Source organism: Pseudomonas qingdaonensis (assembly GCF_018398475.1).
Taxonomy (GTDB): domain Bacteria; phylum Pseudomonadota; class Gammaproteobacteria; order Pseudomonadales; family Pseudomonadaceae; genus Aquipseudomonas; species Aquipseudomonas palmensis.
In genome coordinates this window covers 1,412,984-1,429,391 of record NZ_CP074676.1, presented here as the reverse complement: position 1 = coordinate 1,429,391, position 16,408 = coordinate 1,412,984, and the positions used below count along the sequence as shown (strand labels likewise).

At 63.1% G+C, this 16,408-nt stretch carries 21 protein-coding genes; 2 read left to right on the top strand and 19 right to left on the bottom strand.

Going from position 1 to position 16,408, the window contains the following annotated elements; genetic code table 11:
• Positions 1–55: 55 nt before the first annotated feature.
• Together erdR and KH389_RS06610 are read right to left on the bottom strand one after the other, a co-directional pair.
• Positions 56–706, bottom strand: a complete 651-nt coding sequence (gene erdR, locus KH389_RS06615; protein WP_043864264.1) for a response regulator transcription factor ErdR — start codon at positions 704–706, stop codon at positions 56–58.
• Between the two features lie 264 nt (positions 707–970).
• The gene (locus tag KH389_RS06610) at positions 971–1,681 is read right to left on the bottom strand and encodes a tRNA-uridine aminocarboxypropyltransferase (protein WP_213607086.1); all 711 of its coding nucleotides are present in this window, start codon (positions 1,679–1,681) and stop codon (positions 971–973) included.
• A 246-nt stretch (positions 1,682–1,927) separates the two neighbouring features.
• On the opposite strand from KH389_RS06610, the gene KH389_RS06605 reads away from it, so the two are divergent.
• Both KH389_RS06605 and KH389_RS06600 read left to right on the top strand, forming a co-directional pair.
• Entirely contained in the window at positions 1,928–2,344 is a 417-nt protein-coding gene (locus KH389_RS06605; RefSeq protein ID WP_213607085.1) for a quorum-sensing-regulated virulence factor family protein, read from the top strand.
• Between the two features lie 345 nt (positions 2,345–2,689).
• Positions 2,690–3,808 (top strand): LOG family protein, encoded by a 1,119-nt coding sequence (locus KH389_RS06600; protein WP_210014257.1) that lies wholly within the window; start codon positions 2,690–2,692, stop codon positions 3,806–3,808.
• 52 nt (positions 3,809–3,860) lie between these two features.
• Here KH389_RS06600 and recX read toward each other — a convergent pair whose 3' ends face one another.
• From recX to KH389_RS06515, 17 genes are all read right to left on the bottom strand, one after another.
• On the bottom strand, positions 3,861–4,328 hold the full coding sequence (gene recX / locus KH389_RS06595; RefSeq protein ID WP_043864268.1) for a recombination regulator RecX: 468 nt from the start codon (positions 4,326–4,328) through the stop codon (positions 3,861–3,863).
• A 14-nt stretch (positions 4,329–4,342) separates the two neighbouring features.
• Positions 4,343–5,425, bottom strand: a complete 1,083-nt coding sequence (recA, locus tag KH389_RS06590) for a recombinase RecA (RefSeq protein WP_043864269.1) — start codon at positions 5,423–5,425, stop codon at positions 4,343–4,345.
• 106 nt (positions 5,426–5,531) lie between these two features.
• On the bottom strand, positions 5,532–6,014 hold the full coding sequence (locus KH389_RS06585; RefSeq protein WP_054914980.1) for a CinA family protein: 483 nt from the start codon (positions 6,012–6,014) through the stop codon (positions 5,532–5,534).
• A gap of 59 nt (positions 6,015–6,073) precedes the next feature.
• Complete coding sequence (locus KH389_RS06580) at positions 6,074–6,568, bottom strand: lysis system spanin subunit (RefSeq protein WP_058541502.1); 495 nt, start codon at positions 6,566–6,568, stop codon at positions 6,074–6,076.
• Complete coding sequence (locus KH389_RS06575; protein ID WP_043864272.1) at positions 6,565–7,116, bottom strand: glycoside hydrolase family 19 protein; 552 nt, start codon at positions 7,114–7,116, stop codon at positions 6,565–6,567. The genes KH389_RS06580 and KH389_RS06575 overlap by 4 nt, the downstream gene beginning before the upstream one ends.
• A 26-nt stretch (positions 7,117–7,142) precedes the next feature.
• Positions 7,143–8,186 carry a phage late control D family protein gene (locus KH389_RS06570; protein ID WP_213607084.1) on the bottom strand — a complete coding sequence of 348 codons (1,044 nt, stop codon included), beginning with the start codon at positions 8,184–8,186 and terminating at the stop codon, positions 7,143–7,145.
• Positions 8,187–8,250: 64 nt separating this feature from the next.
• Positions 8,251–8,457, bottom strand: coding sequence for a tail protein X (locus KH389_RS06565; protein WP_213607083.1), 207 nt, complete (start codon positions 8,455–8,457; stop codon positions 8,251–8,253).
• Positions 8,432–9,277 carry a phage tail protein gene (locus KH389_RS06560; protein WP_213607082.1) on the bottom strand — a complete coding sequence of 282 codons (846 nt, stop codon included), beginning with the start codon at positions 9,275–9,277 and terminating at the stop codon, positions 8,432–8,434. The genes KH389_RS06565 and KH389_RS06560 overlap by 26 nt, the downstream gene beginning before the upstream one ends.
• A gap of 9 nt (positions 9,278–9,286) precedes the next feature.
• On the bottom strand, positions 9,287–10,669 hold the full coding sequence (locus KH389_RS06555) for a hypothetical protein (RefSeq protein ID WP_213607081.1): 1,383 nt from the start codon (positions 10,667–10,669) through the stop codon (positions 9,287–9,289).
• Positions 10,670–10,809: 140 nt separating this feature from the next.
• Positions 10,810–11,109 (bottom strand): phage tail assembly protein, encoded by a 300-nt coding sequence (locus KH389_RS06550; RefSeq protein ID WP_213607080.1) that lies wholly within the window; start codon positions 11,107–11,109, stop codon positions 10,810–10,812.
• A 9-nt stretch (positions 11,110–11,118) separates the two neighbouring features.
• Positions 11,119–11,628: a phage major tail tube protein gene (locus tag KH389_RS06545; RefSeq protein ID WP_196932112.1), complete on the bottom strand. Its 510-nt coding sequence runs from the start codon at positions 11,626–11,628 to the stop codon at positions 11,119–11,121.
• Between the two features lie 12 nt (positions 11,629–11,640).
• Positions 11,641–12,807: a phage tail sheath subtilisin-like domain-containing protein gene (locus tag KH389_RS06540; RefSeq protein WP_213607079.1), complete on the bottom strand. Its 1,167-nt coding sequence runs from the start codon at positions 12,805–12,807 to the stop codon at positions 11,641–11,643.
• Positions 12,808–12,916: 109 nt separating this feature from the next.
• The gene (locus KH389_RS06535; RefSeq protein ID WP_088514470.1) at positions 12,917–13,249 is read right to left on the bottom strand and encodes a hypothetical protein; all 333 of its coding nucleotides are present in this window, start codon (positions 13,247–13,249) and stop codon (positions 12,917–12,919) included.
• Positions 13,250–13,259: 10 nt separating this feature from the next.
• The gene (locus KH389_RS06530) at positions 13,260–13,451 is read right to left on the bottom strand and encodes a Com family DNA-binding transcriptional regulator (protein ID WP_404940715.1); all 192 of its coding nucleotides are present in this window, start codon (positions 13,449–13,451) and stop codon (positions 13,260–13,262) included.
• Between the two features lie 61 nt (positions 13,452–13,512).
• A complete protein-coding gene (locus tag KH389_RS06525) occupies positions 13,513–13,905 on the bottom strand; it encodes a phage tail assembly chaperone (RefSeq protein WP_213607078.1) in 393 nt (130 codons plus the stop codon).
• A 1-nt stretch (position 13,906) separates the two neighbouring features.
• Positions 13,907–15,805, bottom strand: coding sequence for a phage tail protein (locus KH389_RS27260; RefSeq protein ID WP_244988689.1), 1,899 nt, complete (start codon positions 15,803–15,805; stop codon positions 13,907–13,909).
• Positions 15,805–16,407 carry a phage tail protein I gene (locus tag KH389_RS06515; RefSeq protein WP_054914988.1) on the bottom strand — a complete coding sequence of 201 codons (603 nt, stop codon included), beginning with the start codon at positions 16,405–16,407 and terminating at the stop codon, positions 15,805–15,807. The genes KH389_RS27260 and KH389_RS06515 overlap by 1 nt, the downstream gene beginning before the upstream one ends.
• Position 16,408: the final 1 nt, after the last annotated feature.

Below are 16,408 nucleotides of genomic sequence, written 5' to 3'. Positions count from 1 at the left end.
AGGAGCGATGCAGGCTAGTGCACGCCGAGTCAAAAAAGCGTGAAGGCCAGTGGCCTTAACTCGTTGAAACCGATTCCAATTGTTGCAGCAACAACGCGGCCTGGGTGCGCGTACGCACGCCCAGCTTGCGGAAGATCGCGGTGACGTGGGCCTTGATGGTGGCCTCCGACACGCTCAGTTCATAGGCAATCTGCTTGTTCAGCAGGCCTTCGCACACCATGGTCAACACGCGGAATTGCTGTGGGGTAAGGCTGGCCAGGCCCTCGCTGGCGGCCTTGGCTTCAGCGGACACATCGATCTTCTCGAAGGCTTGCGGCGGCCACCAGACATCGCCATCGAGCACTTTCTTGACCGCATCCTGAATCTGCTCCAGCGGGCTGGATTTTGGGATAAAGCCACTGGCACCGAATTCTCGGGACTTTACCACCACGGCCGCCTCTTCCTGGGCCGAGACCATCACCACCGGGATTTGCGGATACTGACCGCGCAGCAGCACCAGCCCCGAGAAACCATAGGCACCGGGCATGTTCAGGTCCAGCAGCACCAGGTCCCAGTCGTTTTTCTCGGCCAGGCGGGTTTCCAGTTCGGCGATGCTTGCCACCTCAACCAGTCGAACGTCCGGACCAAGGCCCAGGGTAACGGCCTGGCGCAGCGCACTGCGAAACAGCGGGTGGTCATCGGCAATCAGGATTTCGTATGTGGCCATCGATCTAATGATCCTGTTCTGTGCAGGCGCAGCCAGCGTGGGGGCGCCTGGCGGGGCAGCTCAAGGGCATCGGGCGGCAGTGCCGGAAGCCAAAAAGGCACGTCGGGGCCAGGAAAACAGCATTCAAGCCTTCGTCGTGCCCGAATCGGCGCCAAGGATGCCGAGCCCGGACCGGGTGGTCAAGTTCAAAGCCCGGTGGTTGTCTCGTAGCCCATGGCGCCAGTGCACACATTATGAAGCAAAGTGACGTACTTGCCCCTTGAACTATAGGAAGGGCCGCAGTTTTTGGTGCACGGCATCGTCTTCATCCAGCACAAGCCTGTTCTTGGCGCCCAGATAATGGGTGCTGAATACGTCCAGATAGGCATCCAGTGCCTGCGAGGCCTGCTGGTCATCGGCCAGTTCCAGACACATGGCTGCCACTTCAGCGGTACAGAAATGGTCGTCGCGCCGCGAGCGGCGCAATGTGTAGCGCGAGATCTGTTCAGGCTGCAGATTGAGCACCGGGAACCGTTCCAGGTACGGGCTTTTGCGAAACATCTTGCGGGCTTCGGGCCACGTGGCATCCAGCAGAATGAACAGCGGACGCTTGCCCGACGCTGGGGCGACGCTGCTGACCACTCGCTCCGGCGCCACGAATTCACCCGGGAAAACGATGTAGGGCTGCCACTGTGGATCATCAAGCAACGCTTGCAACTGTGCATCCACCGCCTTGCGTTCCCAGGCAAACGCCGTGGTGTCACCGATCACGTCGGCAATCAGCCAGCCCGTGTTCGTAGGCTTGAGTGGTTCGGTGTCATGCATGAGCAGGCAAATGCCCGAGTGCGCCTGCATCCGCGGGCGCCAGGCACATAGACAGTACTCGGGGATTACCCGGCAACCGGGACAGCGTGGCGCACGCGAGCCGCGCGCGACGAAGGGTTTGACACTGCGCGCCAGGCGCTCGGCGCGCAGGCGCGAGACGGCATGGCTCATGACAGGGCGCAACGGTGGCAATGGGGATGGCAATAAAGGCAGGGCACGACGCAGGCTCAGCGAGACTAAAACCCCGGCAGTTTACCAGAGCCCGCCTCCACTGGCCGTATTTGCCGTGCAGCGTTGCGCGCTACTCCCTTATAATCTCCAGCCTGTACAGACCTGCCAGTACTGCCATCGCGCCTGTGACGGAACACTGCGCGCAATGACCGGTCAAATCGCCAGTTATCGAACCAGGAGAGATTCATGCTGCGTTTCATTGCCCCATCCTTGAGCCTGTTGCTTGCCCTGCCGCTGGGCGCGCATGCCGTCTCCAAGCAAGAGTACGCCCTGAACCAGAAGCTTCAAGAAGTCGCCAAGGAAAGCAGCGTGGGTACCCCTCGGGCAATCAACGAAGACATCCTCGATCAGGGCTACACTGTCGAAGGCAACCAGTTGATCAACCACCTCAGCGTTCGCGCCGGCCATGCACAAAAAATGCAGCAAAACCCGGAAGTCATGCGCGGCCAACTGGGAGACAGCGTGTGCCGTAACACCGGCTTTCGCCAGTTGATGGACCGCGGTGCCGTGCTGACCTACCGTTTCACCGAGTACAAGACCAACCGCCCGGTGATCGACCAGTCGTTCAACAAGGCCAGTTGCGTTTCCGGGCAGAAGAAGTAACCAGCGTTCTCTGTTGCGCCGCTGCTCGCCATCGGCGCGCAGCTCAGCGATCAAGGCCTGAATGTGACGCGTACTCTACGCACGGTCACTACAGGCCTTGTCACTTCAGGCCCCGGTTGTTGGCCTGTACTGCGCAGTTCGGGCCCGGCTTGTCCGCCCGGCTCCCACCTGAACATCATGTACAGCCCATTGCCTGCCGCGTCCTCGCGAGCCCACGATCGACACCGGCATAACCCTGCGACAAGGTCTAGATTTATAGCCAGGACCTTTCACTTTGCGGACAAGCAGAGGGGCCTGACCGATGTGCGGCCAGGCCGAAGGTTTTGCTGCAAAAGGAGAAGTTGAATGCCGTACCAGACCAACGAATTGCTAGCCAACCATTTCAAGAACAATGCAATCGACCTGACCCACCTCGAACAACAGCTCAACCTGGTCGCCCCCAACAGCCCCAACCTGCCACTGTACCGGGACATGATGCTGACCGTGTTGCGCATGGCGCACGATGACAGCGACCGCTGGAGCGCCAAGATCACCCTGCAGGCACTGCGTGAACTCGACCACGCCTTCCGTGTGCTGCACCAGTACAAGGGGCGACGCAAGGTCACCGTGTTCGGCTCGGCACGCACCCCGGTCGAACACCCCATGTATGCCCTGGCCCGCGAGCTGGGTGCGACCCTGGCGCGCTCGGACCTGATGGTGATCACCGGGGCCGGGGGCGGCATCATGGCTGCGGCTCACGAAGGCGCAGGCGTCGACAACTGCCTGGGCTTCAACATCACCCTGCCCTTCGAGCAGCACGCCAATGCCACGGTGGATGGAACGGACAAGTTGCTGCCGTTCCACTTCTTTTTCATTCGCAAGCTGTTCTTCGTCAAGGAAGCTGACGCGCTGGTACTGTGCCCGGGCGGTTTCGGCACCCTGGACGAGGCCCTGGAAGTGCTGACCCTGATCCAGACCGGCAAGAGTCCGCTGGTGCCGGTGGTACTGCTCGACTCACCGGGGGGGACCTTCTGGCAGGATGCACTGGACTTCATTACCCGCCAGCTGGAAGGCAATCGCTACATCCTGCCGAACGATCTGAAGCTGGTGCGCCTGGTGAACAACGCCGACGATGCGGTAGCGGAAATCAACCAGTTCTACAGCAACTACCACTCCAGCCGCTGGCTGAAGAACCAGTTCGTGATTCGCACACACCACCCGCTCAGCGAAGCGGCCCTGCTCGACATCCAGCAGTCCTTCGCCGACCTGCGCCTGAGTGGCGACTTCCATCAGCACGCCTATGCAGGCGAGGAGCATGACGAGGCACAGTTCAGCCACTTGTCACGCCTGGCTTTTGCCTTCAATGGACGCGATCAGGGCCGCCTGCGCGAGCTGGTGGACTTCATCAACCGCTCGGAAAACTGGGCAAAGCCTCAGCACAATGAAGCCCAGCAACGGGCACGTGAACCCCTCAAGGTCACCTGAAAAGCCACACCGTGAACATGCCTGGCCTACCCCCTTTCGGGTCGGCCATCGCTCAATCGTCCAGGCTGCGACCACTCAGCACACGACCGACCATCTCCATGGAAAAACCACGGTAGACCAGAAAACGGGTTTGCTGTGCGCGACTGCGCGGATCGGAGGGCAGTTGCCCGGAAAACTTGCGTTGCCATACATCGATCAGCAGGCTTTGCCAGTCGATGCCGCACTCACGCAAGGCCTGTTCGATATCACTACGCTGCAAACCGCGCTGACTGAGCTCTTCACGGATACGCGCAGGGCCATAGCCCGAACGGGAGCGGTAACTGATGAAACTTTCGAGATAGCGCGCTTCGCTGAGCAGGCCCTCTTCCGTCAGACGGTCGAGTTCCTGGTCGATCAATTCGAGCTCAGCGCCGCGCTGACGCAACTTGCGCGTCAGCTCGACACGACCATGCTCGCGTCGCGCGAGCAGGTCCATAGCTGTCCGCCTTACGGCGACGGGGGTATCGAGTACGACGGACATGGTCTATCTGCAAATCAGAAGTTGGCGTCGGCGTCAGCGTCGACCAGATCATCTTCAGGTTCTGCAGCAGCCGTTTTACCAGCAGCCGCAGCAGCTGCAGCTTCAACACCACCGGTCAGCAGCTTGTCACGGATCTGCTTCTCGAGGGTCGCGGCGATTTCCGGGTTCTCTGCCAGGAACTTGGCGGAGTTGGCTTTACCCTGACCGATCTTGCTGCCTTGGTAGCTGTACCAGGCACCGGCTTTTTCGAGGAAACCGTGCAGCACGCCCAGGTCGATGATCTCGCCGTTGCGGTAGATGCCCTTGCCATACAGAATCTGGAACTCGGCCTGGCGGAACGGCGGCGCCACCTTGTTCTTGACGATTTTGACGCGGGTTTCGCTGCCGACCACTTCGTCGCCTTCCTTCACCGCGCCGGTACGGCGGATGTCCAGACGCACCGAAGCGTAGAACTTCAGCGCGTTACCACCTGTGGTGGTTTCCGGGCTGCCGAACATCACGCCGATTTTCATGCGGATCTGGTTGATGAAGATCACCAGGCAGTTGGCATTCTTGATGTTGCCGGTGATCTTGCGCAGTGCCTGGGACATCAGGCGAGCCTGCAGGCCCACGTGCATGTCGCCCATTTCGCCTTCGATCTCGGCCTTGGGTACCAGGGCCGCCACGGAGTCGACGATGATCACGTCGACAGCGTTGGAGCGCACCAGCATGTCGGTGATTTCCAGGGCCTGCTCACCGGTGTCCGGCTGCGAGACCAGCAGGTCGTCGACATTGACGCCCAGCTTACCGGCGTACTCGGGGTCGAGGGCGTGTTCGGCGTCGACGAATGCGCAGGTGGCACCGGCTTTTTGTGCCTGGGCGATCACCGACAGGGTCAGCGTGGTCTTACCCGACGACTCAGGACCGTAGATTTCGACGATACGGCCCTTTGGCAGGCCGCCGATGCCCAGAGCAATGTCCAGACCCAGCGAGCCGGTCGAGATTGCCGGAATCGCCTGGCGATCGTGATCGCCCATGCGCATGACCGCGCCTTTACCGAATTGACGTTCGATCTGACCCAGGGCCGCAGCCAAGGCACGCTTCTTGTTGTCGTCCATTGAAGTCCTCACGTAATCATCGATAGGGCCTGACGGCCACAACACCTGTATAAGTAGCCAGTATTATTCCACAGGGTTTTCTTTCCGCCTACCCCCGATTTGCGATTTACTCTGCGCCAAGCTGTAACAAGCCCTCTAGGGCGGCGATTACCGTTTGTCGGCGCACCGCATCGCGGTCGCCATCGAAGTGCCGGCGCTCGCTGGCCACATGCGCACCGTCGCCCCAGGCCAGCCATACAGTGCCCACCGGTTTGGCCGGCGAGCCGCCATCGGGCCCTGCCACACCGCTGACCGCCACGGCAAAGCGCGCCCCACTGGCAGCCTGGGCGCCGCGCACCATGGCCTCGACCACTTCCTGGCTGACCGCCCCGACCTGCGGGAACAGTGCCTGGTCTACCCCCAGCTGGCGAGTCTTCTGGGCGTTGGAGTAGGTCACGTAGCCCGCTTCGAACCAGGCCGAACTGCCTGGAATACGCGTGATGGCCTCGGCAATACCACCGCCGGTGCAGGACTCGGCCGTGGTGACTTGGGCATTGTAACGGCGCAGGTGTTCCCCCAGCCGGGCAGAAAGTGCGGTGATCGGGTCCATGGCGGGCTCCTTGAAGGTCTGGCGCCTACCCTACACCAGCTAGCGGCGTGGCTGAACACTCAAGGTGTGAGCGCGCGTATGTAACCCTGGCAGGCGCGCAGGGCGATCAGTCCGGCGTCACCGGCATCGGTGATGGCGATAATTCGTCGAGCATGCGCCGGGTCAAGTCGGGCGCGTGGGGCGCCATGATCCAGGCTGCCGGCGCCGGGGGCGGCAGGCAGGTCGGGGGTGGCGTCGCGGTCGAGAAGGACCGACAACCGCAGATCAGCAGTAGCCAGCCGATCACGCAAGCGTGCCTGAGCCTGTTGTGCATCGAGAAGCTCCTGATAATGGGTGTTGTCGTTCAAGTCCAGCTGGCGCTCCAGCACATGGCGTTGCTGGCGTTCGCCCTGCAGCTCGGCGGCAGCACGCTCGGCCAGTTGCTGGCGTTCGAATGCCCAGGCCTGTTGCTGCTGCGCCAGCTGGCGGCCCAGGCGCCAGCCCTGGAGCTGCCAGGTCAATGCGCAGGCCAGCAGCACCAAGCTCAGCAGCACGCCAGCGTGCAAGCGGTTCAACACAGCACCTCGCGGGCGCGGGCCCAGAGTTTGAGGCGATCCTCCAGGCCATTGAGGCCACCGTTGATATGCCGCGTGATGCGGTTGAACTCACCGCGGTCGGCCAGCGCGTTAAGCCCGCGCGAGTGCCAGAACCAGGCAGCCGACTCGGCGGCCCAACGCGGTTGCTCGAGCAACTGCGGCAACTCCAGCAGACGCTCGTCGCCAAACAGCGCCATGCTGCAGGCGCGGTAATTGTTGCGCCCTGTAACCTGGATCAGCCCCCTGCCGCAGTACCGCTGACCGTCGCCGTCCGCCTCCGGCGTGTTGCCCAGGCGCAGGGCCAGGGCGCCAGTGTCGTAACGGGACAGGTAGCGATCGCTGCCCAGCTCCTTCACGTAACGCAGGTGGCCCGACTCGTGGCCGATCTGCGCGAGGAAGGCGGCAATGCGTCGGGGGTTGTCGATTTCCCAACGGGCCATGGCAGTGTTCAGGGCGGGTACAAAAATGCCGGCATTGGCGCCGGCACTGGGAAGAATCTGCATCAAGTTCTGCTGAGTGATGACCATCATCATTCTCCAAAATGCATAGGGGTTCAGGCCTGTCCGGCCTTGAGCGAACGACCGGCATTACCCTGCCCGCCCTTGGCCCTCGCCTTGCCTTGCTTGCCGCCATTGCACTCGACCGTGGTGCTCCACCCGGACGCGCTGAACACCTGCTCGATCGACTCGATCAGGTACTCGCCATCGAGGCCAGGCTTGAAGCCCTGGGCGTCGAGGGTGCGTTCGACGAACAGGTCGGTGCGGCCCGGCATTTCCAGGCGCAGGCTGGCGGTGCTGCGGTTGAGCGCCGCCAGGCGGGCCTTGGCGGCCTGCTCGGCAGCGCTACGGTTGGGGTACAGGTGGCGGTCGGTGTGCACAGGCGACAGGCCGTCGGGCGCGTCGTCGTTGGGCAGGTCGACCACGCTCTGCTGGCCGCTCTTGCTGTCCAGATGACGGGTTTGCACGGCCTTGTGGGTGCCTTTGTCGGTCATGCGAAACTGCCAGCTGCGCACATCGCCACGGCTGATCCTGACGTTGCCAAGGGCCTTGCCGCTGGCGCTCTTGCCGGCCTGGCGCGGCATCACCAGCAGCGCGCCGTTCGCTACCTTGGCGGTGCAGTCGAACAGGCGCCCCAGACGGGTGATGAAGTTGAAGTCCGACTCGTTGAACTGGTCGATGCGCGGTATGCGCAGCGTCACCGGGCACGCTGGCTGCCAGCCATTGCGCGCGGCGATGTCGCGCACGATCTGCTGCAGGGTGACGTTCTCCCAGCTCCCGCTGCGGGTGGTCTTGCCGCTGCCGCGCATGTCGCTGGCCTTGCCTCGGATCACGATGCTGTCGGGCGGCCCGGACAGCTCCACCTCATCCACGGCGTAGCGCCCCAGGCGGGTCAATGCCTGGCCGGCGTAGCCCAGATGCACCTCGATGAAGGCACCGCGTGCCGGCAATGCCACCTCGCCGTCGCGATCGTCGATACGCAGTTCGAACTCGTCCGAGTCCATGCCCGGCTTGTCGGTGGTACGCAGCGACAGCAGGCGATCATTGATCAGCGCGGTGATGTCCTTGCCATCGGCCACGATGCGAAACACAGGTTGCATGGTTGCTGCTCCAGAAGGGCCTGCCCGCGCACGCAGCGCTGGCAGGCAGGGGGGGCGCGCCAGCTCAGTCCCACAACTGCACCAGGGCCTGGCGGGCGGGCGTCAATGCGGGCAGCCTGATGAGCACCCCAGCACCAAACGGCTGCGCCTGGTCGGCCAGGCCCTGGTTGGCATCGAGTACCGCTTCGACGCTGCCGTTGAGGTGCCCGTAGTAGTGCTGGCAGAGGCTGTCGAGCAGATCGCCGTCAGAGGTTCTGCAGATCATCGCCATAGCTCACGAACTCCAATGAAAAGCCTTGTTTGCGAGGAATGCCGCCAGCCACCAGGCTGCTCTGGTCCTCCTCGATGCTGGTCAGGCACCAGTTGCCCAGTACCTCGCCGTAGCCGGTGGTCAGGCTCAGTGGCTGCAATTGCCGACCGATGCTGCGCAGCGCCTGCAACTGGCCGAGCCCGCTTTTGGCACCGGGAAAGATCGTGCCCTTGAGGGTGATGCGCTCTTCGCCCAGCCCCACCGCCTGCTGCGCCGGGTAGCGGCTCAGGCGCTCCTGGCCCACCCAGCGAAAGCCGCTCTGGCGACGCAGTTCATCGAAGGTCGCGGTGTCGAGGTTGAAGTAGTAAGGCTGCGCCTGCGCCTGCAACGACTGCAGAATGAGCAGGTGCGGGAACGGCTTGACCACCTCGGCTGCCGGCGTGACCGACGGCGCGAAACTGCCGGTGGGCAGCAACGTGCCCAGCGACGGGCTGATGCGACCCGCCACCTTGTTGATGGCTGCGGCAGCCTTGGCCGCCTTCTGCTCGAAGATGACGATGCGCTCCTGCACCAGCGCAACCTTGGCCACGGCGCGGCTGTAACGGCCCAGCACCTTGTCGACGCCCTGCTGCGCCCGGTTGATGGCGCGCATCGTGCGTTGCAGCCTGGCGCCGACCAGCGGCCCGACGTAGGGGATGTCCTCGAGCGCGGCAGCGGCTTCGGCGATATCGCTGATGGCGCCGGTCATGGGCTCCAGCATCTCGTCGGCACTGCGCCGGCCCGCCTCCCCCGCTGCGATCAGCGCCCGCAGGGCCGAGTGCAACTGGTCCATGTAGGTCATGGCAGCTCCTTATACAAATGTGGGGTCGGCCAGTTGCCGCATCGAAGCCTGACGGGTCAGTTCGAGGAACTGACGTCGAATGATCGGCTCGATGTTCATCGCCAACTGGGCCGGGTCGGTGACACTGCCCTGCACGGTGATGGGCATGTTCGGGGCGAAGGTGATCTGTTGGGCAATCGGCTGCGGCGCAGGGCTGATCGAAGGTGGCGCAGGCGGCAACGACAGAATTGTCATCGGCTCGCCAGCGCCGGGATTCATCGAACGAGCGACATCGCCCAGCGACTTGGACAAGTGAGTGGGTTCGCCAGCAGGAGGCTTGGCAGCATCGTCGTCTGCAAACCACTTCTTGGCTAACGAGGAGCCCCACTCGCTGAACACAATACCCCCGATCACCGAACCGATCGCAGGACCGATGACAGGAACGAAAGCGCCCAGCGCAGCCCCGGCCAGTGCGCCACCAAGACCGCCCACTGCCCCACCATATCCCTCGGCCTTCTGCTCGGTGGTTTCTGCAGTGAGGAAGGTCTTGCCGAACTTGTAGATGGCCTCGACGGCTGCGGGCGCTCGAGCGGCCTTGATCGCCGGAACAGCCTTGCCGAGGTAACCTTTGATGCTTTCCCAGCGCCCAACCGGAGTAGATGAAGGTCGGCGCCTGGAGGGGCTGTTCTTTCTTCCCCCTCTACCCCTTCTCGAAGTTATCGCGCCGCAGCAAAAGTCCTGGGCATTGACGACAAACACGCGTTGCGGCGCCCTTGCGCCTTTGGGAGCGTCGCCACCCAGCACGCCAGCCTTCCGTGGCCCTGCCCTGAAATCACTGGCAACAGCGATGATACCGATGGGCTGCGGCCCCTTTGCCGGGGGCCCGGTATCATCGCTCCCCGCCATCCTCCTGCTGAGCGGGTCGGATACCCGACCCGCCGCAGGTGTCCCATCGGTTGGCAGAGATGCAGGCGCTGCAGTCTCCAGTGAAGCAGCCGCAGCTGCCCCTGCGGGTGCCTGCGGTGCCGCTTGCGATCTGATGTTTACGGATACCCTGGCGGGCTTCGATTGCGAAAGCCGGCGCGCAACATCGGCGACCTGGAAACTGATCACCTGCAAGTGCCCGTCGATGCTCTTCAACAATGTCAGCCTGTGCCGGGAGCCCTGTGTTTCAGCAGCCTGTACGGCGCCCCCGGTCTTTGCTTGAGTTCTCGCGCCTGGCGGGTCACCAGGAGCGCTGTCGAGCATCCCGTTGCCCAGCGTCTCGTGCCCGAGCGGGTACAGGTCGCCCTTGCCTTCGCTGCTCAATTGCCTGAGTTGCCGGATCCGCGCCTCAAGCAGCTTGAATGATGCGCCGATCGTCGAACTGACCGAGGCGCCGATAACCAGTTTCAACGCTAACGCGTTTGCCATACGGTCCCCCTGTGCGTGCAAAACCGGCTCACTCCGTGAGCCACCAGACCATGTCGTTGAACGACATGGTCATGATCTCGGTGGCAGAAAAATTCAGCTCACGGGCAAGCCGCCTGGCGGCCACCTTCTGAAGGGAGGGGTCAAAGCTCGTCGTCTTGCACCAGGCGAAAATAGCCCGCCTGCAGGCGGCCATAGTCCTTGAGCGCGAGGCCCTCCAGGTCCTTGATGCCCACCTCGGCGAGGGAGGCGAACAGGTTCAGCTCACGCTGCTCGTCGTCGCTGCTGCCGGCCGACTGAGCCGCACGAATGTCGCGTACCGTAGGCGAGCGCAACGACAGGCTGTCGACCTTGATGCCATTGGCTTCGCTCGGCCGGGTCAGCGCCACCACCACGCCGTCGGCGCTCAGCTTCATCCAGCTGGGGATCTTTGCTTGGGTCATGAGAAGTCCTTACAGGCCCAGGGCCGAACGTTGTGCCGCGAGCTGGTCGACGCCGTCGATCACGCGCTTCATGCCGATGGGGTCGATCTCGTAGATCAGGCGTCCGCCGACTTCCAGCTTGTAGTAGGTGACGGCGACGGTGTGCTTGACCTCGGCCTTGTCACCGGCCTTCCAATCGCCCATGTCGACTTCCTTGAGCGCGCCGCGCAGGGTCACGATCACCGGGGTGACAGTGCCCTTGAGGCCCTTGAAGGCACCGCGGAAGGTGCCGTTGAACGCAGAACCATCGGCCAGGCCGAAGAACTTCAGCGACTCACGGCGCACGCCGGTAGTGGTGAAGCCGGCTTCCTGCTTCTCCATGCCCATGTCCATCTCGATGGGCATGTCCATGCCGCCCACCCGGTGCTCTTCCATTTTCAGGGTGAGCTTGGGCAGGGTCAGGCTGGTGACATCGCCCTGGAAGCTGGTGCCATCGACGAACAGGTTCAGGTTCGCCAGGGTTTCGGGAATCATTGCCATTGCTAGTGCTCCTTAAGCTGCGTTATCGAGAACTTCGGTCAGCCACTGGTTGGTGACCTCGACGCGGAAGTTGGGGTTTTCGGCCGGTGGTACGTCGGTGAAGCGGATGTTCCAGTACACCTTGCCCTGCTCCAGCTGGCTGGCACTGTTGAGTTCCGGGTCGGCGAACACTTCGAAGTTGATGATCGCGCCCTGGGCCTTGAGGTCGCGCATGAACGCCTGCAGGCCTTCGGTCACGTCCTTGACGTAGGTGGCGGTGATCGAACGGTCGACTGCCCATTTGTGCCCGTAGAGAATCGCGTCCATCACGATGTCCATGGTGCGCACGCGGGTGACGAAGGCCCACTTCGGGTCGCTGCTCAGGGTGCGGTTGCCCCACAGGCGATAGCCGTCATCGCGGATGATGGTGGTGATGTTGGCGTTGTTGAGCAGGTTGGCGCGGCAGGTCTCGTCGCCATCGAGGAACTCGATGGGGCGGGTGGTGCCGGTAATGCCGACGAACTCCTTGTTCGAGGGCGAGGCCCAGAAGCCGTACTCGTTGTCGGTCCAGGCGAACAGGCCGGCGACCCAGGCCGAGGCCGCTGCATCGACGGTGGCGCTGTTGGTGGTGTCCCAGTACTGCACGCCCGGGTCGACCAGGAAGGCGCGCTTGGCACCGAAGTTTTCGGCGTAGGCCAGGGCGGCCTCGTCGGTGGTGGCCGGGCCGTCGATGATGGCCAGGCCGCGCAGCTTGTCGGCCAGGGCCACCAGGGCGGTGGCGACGGCTTGAGTTGCGCTGTGCTTTGGAGTGATCAGCAGGCGCGGTTGGGCGTTGAAACGGCTCTTGCCGTCGAGCAGCGCTTGCAGGCCGGTACGCTTGCCGTCGGCCAGCACGCTGCCGATGATGGCGGAGGTCTGCTCGGCCGCATCGGCAACCTTGGCCACGCCGCAGGCGACGATGACCGCCTTGGCGCGCTGGTAGATGGCCTGGCAGGCACGGGTGATGGCCGCGTCGGCGCCGAAGGCGGCGATAGCTTCACGCTCGCTGGTGATCAGCACCAGGTCGTTGAACTTGGCGCTGGCGGTCGGGCCTTCGGTGAAGGTGTCCACCAGGCCGATGATCGAGGACGACGGCAACGCGATGGTGCGGGCGCCGGTGTCGACGTTGGTGACGGTGACGCCGTGAAAGAAACCACTCATGGGTAAACTCCGGGTATGAAAAAGGCCCTGCGGTGCAGGGCCTTGTAAGGTTGGATCGGCAACTATCGGGGTGAACCGGCCGTTGCAGGTACAGATGCGGTGGCCAAAATCAGGCGAGGAAGTCCCAGGTCAGCGAGATCGCGGCGACAGAGTTGTTCGAGACGGTCCACAGCCCGTAGCCAGCAGGGATAAGCAGTGGGTAGGGTTGGGTGTACTGCCAGTTGTTGCTACTGGCTACTCCGCCCATGATGGCGTGCACCGTCATGTCACCCAGACGAGCAGGTGCCTTGGGACCGCTGTACAGGTTGATGATGCCGCCGCCGGTGCAAATGGTGGCGGTGCGCAGATAGACGCCTTCCTTGTTTTCTTCCGGGCTGAAGACTTGAGTCACCGTGGTCGGGTGAGCGTTGAAGAAATGCTTGCCTACTTTTACTGGTTCCATGATTTTTCACCTATCGAGTCGAATGCTGGGTAGCGGAACATTCCGCGTTCATGTCGCTCACAGGCGATGGTTCGAGGCTCGTGGCCTTCACATGATTCAACGTTCCGCAGCGGGAACATTTGATCTGGAGTTCTGTGAACTCGCCCATACGGGCAAGCAGTCGTTTGCATCTGCCGCATCTGCAATCTTTCAACATCTGCAAAGCCTTGTGATTTTCTGCTGAAGGGTCTTGAAGAATGAAAAAGCCCCGACAGTGCGGGGCTTCAGGGGGTCATGCTTTCCAACCAGGGCGGCGGTACCGGCCGGTGCTCAGAAACTGGGAACAGCTCCGACTGGGGCCAGTCGCGCAGGGCCTGGCGGTACTGCAGCAGATCGGCGAACTGCCCCGCCTGCAGCGTCGTGGTCAACTGCATGTCTTGTTCGTCGCGGTGTCGATTTACCAGCCATTCAGTACCGCTAACCTGGGCATCCCGCCATTCACGCTCAGCGGCGATCCGGTCGCCCTCGGGCGCAGGCTCAAAGCCCTTGTCTCCCAGCCGGAAACCCGGAACAACATCGGCCGCGCACGGCAGCCAATTAAGTGCGGGATGGAACCGGCCAACCGGGTCAATTGGGGTCACCTCGATAACCTTGTCGCCTACAACCAATGCCCACATATCACGCCACCTCGATCAGCACTTCACCCGGTGCACCCGCGCCAGAGCCCCGTGCGCCTGACGTTCCTGCACCACCTACACCACCACCACCAGGGCCGACGCCGGGATCACCGACTTGCCAATTGAAAGCCTTACTGCACCCGCCATGGCCGCCACCGTGTCCAAGAGAGGACGCCGTGCCACAACCAGACGCTGATACCGGGTACACGATTTGACCTGTTGTGCTGCCGGTAATCCCGCCACTGGGCGATGAACCACCGCTGCCGCCGGTCGAGCTGATCAGCTCACCGAACGACGAAGCCCCGCCAGCCCCACCGGCAAGCGAGGCGCCGGCAGGACGGGCAGCACCGCCGGCCCCGACGGTAACGGTTACCGATACGACGCCGCTCAGATCCAGCACCGATGAGCCCATGCCACCCCCGCCGCCACCACCACCGGCTACGCCATTACCTTCTACGTGCCCGCCGCCACCACCGCCGGCGGTCACCTTCACCCGAGCCCGGCGACGCCCCGAACGAAACAGTGGCGGCACCGTGTAAGTAAAAATTCCAGGGGTCGAGTACTTCGTGATCACCGTTTCGATACTTGGCGGCAACTGGGCCTGCCCAACACACCACCATCGGCCTACCGAATCGTTACGCAGGCAGAGGTAATCCCCGGCAAACAGCAGCTCGGTGGAGGCCTGGCCGGAGGTCGATCCCGTGGTATCGAGCAAAATCTTGTCCGTGCCACTGGCCGCAATTACCAGGGCGTTGGTCGTCAGGTCGACACGGCGCAGGATCACGTCCATCACACCCAGGGCGGGGGTAACCGCCGGCAAAGTAATCGTGCGCGTGCCAGCACTGGCATCGAGCAGCACCAGCCCCCGGTGCGAGCTGGTCAAGGTCTTGTCGATGCTGAAGCTGTACACACCAGCAGACCCGGCCTTCTGCTCCAGAAGAGCATCGATCTGCGCCATCGTGTACGCATCGGTGATGTCGTAGCCGGCCAATGTGGTTGGATTCGTCGCGGCAATGACACGGCCGTAGGCATCCACCTTGACGCTGCGATAGGTGCCAGCGGCAACCCCGCTGCGCCCGAACGCCATTTCAAACGCCAGCGCCGTTACGCCCAGAGTAATGGGTGCATCCGTGGTCAGTTGCCAGGCGCTGTCACCGTTGGCCGTACCCCGCTCCACCAGCACCAGCAGGCCGGGCGTGACCTTGGCGCTGCTGTCCGCATCCGGGCAACGTGTCCACGCTCCACTGGCAACCAGATACAGGCCGTTGTCCTTGGCAGCGGCCTGGTTCTTCACCAGCACGCGCGCGCCCGCCTGTAGCGCAACACCATCCATCGTCTGCAACCCGCTCAAGGTGATCGCGGCCGTGGTCGCAGCCAGCACCGAGTGCTTGAAGTCGCGCTTGGCCAGTTCCTCGGTCACGAACTCGCGGGTCGCCAGCACTACACCCGGATCGATCTTGAGTTGCACATTGCTGGCGCTGCTGACCACCAGGTTCATGTGCACCACCTGGGTGCGGCCCGAGCCCTGGTTGAGCAGCGGCTTGTAGGTAGGCGCACAGTTGGCTACCGCTACCAGGTCGCCGTCGGCGTCGTAGAGCCCAACTTCGCGAATCCAGCGACCGCCGATCTCGGCCGGAATGACCTGCTCGGCGACGATGACCGCACTGTCCTTTTCGTCGACCTTGAGCTGGTTCAGCGGCGCCCGCCGCCACTCGTTGAGCAGGCTGGTCCAGCTCGCGTCGGGCATTGGCAGCGGCGGGTTGTCCAGCCCTGCCGGACTGGCGTCACCGACGGCCATGTGTGTGATTTTCCAAGGAATGCCCAGGGCATCCGCATTGGCCTGTTTCGCGGCCCCCACCTTGGTCAGGATCGCGTAGAACTGGGAGTTCTGATCAACCATTAGTAAATGTCCAGATAGTCAATGGTGTGTTCTCGCCCACCACGCCCGATGGCCCCCATGACCGTGAGGTCGGCCGGCGCAGGCGGGTAGATGTCAAGTTCGTCGCCGTCTTGCAGCGCGGCGCCGAGGTAAAGCGAGCCGGCGGTTTCCAGGCTGATGACCAGGCCGCTCAGGTGTCGGCTGACGGGCCTGGCGTCGTCGATCAGCCAGGTCAGTTCCTGGTACGTCTGTTCGCTGATCCCCGCCTCGGACACGCCGATCTTCAGCGCGAAAGTGCCGGGCACCGCCGGGGGCGTGGCCTTGAACCACTCGATCACTTCGATCAAATAGCCAAACGGCTCCACCACGCGGCGCAATGCGCCGATCGTGCCCTTGTGGGCATGCACGTAGAACGAGGAGCGAATCACCGAGCGCTTGATCGCCTCGGGCCAGGTGTCGTCCCAACGGTCCACCGACCAGGCCCAGGCCAGCTGGTACAACAGGTTCGCCGGGCAGGTATCGGGGTTGTACAGGGTGCGCAGGGTGACCTTGAGGTCTTCGCTGGAGGCCGCCTCGACGGCCCGCTCCAGCGGCGTGCTGTTGAGCGGCAGGAGGCTGTGCATG

Excerpts from the sequence above, each read along its gene's own strand:
- KH389_RS06555 (WP_213607081.1), bottom strand. The coding sequence starts at position 10,669 with ATGGCAAACGCGTTAGCGTTGAAACTGGTTATCGGCGCCTCGGTCAGT.
- KH389_RS06540 (WP_213607079.1), bottom strand. The coding sequence starts at position 12,807 with ATGAGTGGTTTCTTTCACGGCGTCACCGTCACCAACGTCGACACCGGC.
- recA (WP_043864269.1), bottom strand. The coding sequence starts at position 5,425 with ATGGACGACAACAAGAAGCGTGCCTTGGCTGCGGCCCTGGGTCAGATC.
- KH389_RS06575 (WP_043864272.1), bottom strand. The coding sequence starts at position 7,116 with ATGGTCATCACTCAGCAGAACTTGATGCAGATTCTTCCCAGTGCCGGC.
- KH389_RS06515 (WP_054914988.1), bottom strand. The coding sequence starts at position 16,407 with ATGCACAGCCTCCTGCCGCTCAACAGCACGCCGCTGGAGCGGGCCGTC.
- KH389_RS06535 (WP_088514470.1), bottom strand. The coding sequence starts at position 13,249 with ATGGAACCAGTAAAAGTAGGCAAGCATTTCTTCAACGCTCACCCGACC.
- KH389_RS06525 (WP_213607078.1), bottom strand. The coding sequence starts at position 13,905 with ATGTGGGCATTGGTTGTAGGCGACAAGGTTATCGAGGTGACCCCAATT.
- KH389_RS06585 (WP_054914980.1), bottom strand. The coding sequence starts at position 6,014 with ATGGACCCGATCACCGCACTTTCTGCCCGGCTGGGGGAACACCTGCGC.
- KH389_RS06600 (WP_210014257.1), top strand. The coding sequence starts at position 2,690 with ATGCCGTACCAGACCAACGAATTGCTAGCCAACCATTTCAAGAACAAT.
- KH389_RS06560 (WP_213607082.1), bottom strand. The coding sequence starts at position 9,277 with ATGACCTACATGGACCAGTTGCACTCGGCCCTGCGGGCGCTGATCGCA.
- KH389_RS06550 (WP_213607080.1), bottom strand. The coding sequence starts at position 11,109 with ATGACCCAAGCAAAGATCCCCAGCTGGATGAAGCTGAGCGCCGACGGC.
- KH389_RS06565 (WP_213607083.1), bottom strand. The coding sequence starts at position 8,457 with ATGGCGATGATCTGCAGAACCTCTGACGGCGATCTGCTCGACAGCCTC.
- KH389_RS06610 (WP_213607086.1), bottom strand. The coding sequence starts at position 1,681 with ATGAGCCATGCCGTCTCGCGCCTGCGCGCCGAGCGCCTGGCGCGCAGT.
- KH389_RS06545 (WP_196932112.1), bottom strand. The coding sequence starts at position 11,628 with ATGGCAATGATTCCCGAAACCCTGGCGAACCTGAACCTGTTCGTCGAT.
- erdR (WP_043864264.1), bottom strand. The coding sequence starts at position 706 with ATGGCCACATACGAAATCCTGATTGCCGATGACCACCCGCTGTTTCGC.
- KH389_RS06605 (WP_213607085.1), top strand. The coding sequence starts at position 1,928 with ATGCTGCGTTTCATTGCCCCATCCTTGAGCCTGTTGCTTGCCCTGCCG.
- KH389_RS06570 (WP_213607084.1), bottom strand. The coding sequence starts at position 8,186 with ATGCAACCTGTGTTTCGCATCGTGGCCGATGGCAAGGACATCACCGCG.
- recX (WP_043864268.1), bottom strand. The coding sequence starts at position 4,328 with ATGTCCGTCGTACTCGATACCCCCGTCGCCGTAAGGCGGACAGCTATG.
- KH389_RS27260 (WP_244988689.1), bottom strand. The coding sequence starts at position 15,805 with ATGGTTGATCAGAACTCCCAGTTCTACGCGATCCTGACCAAGGTGGGG.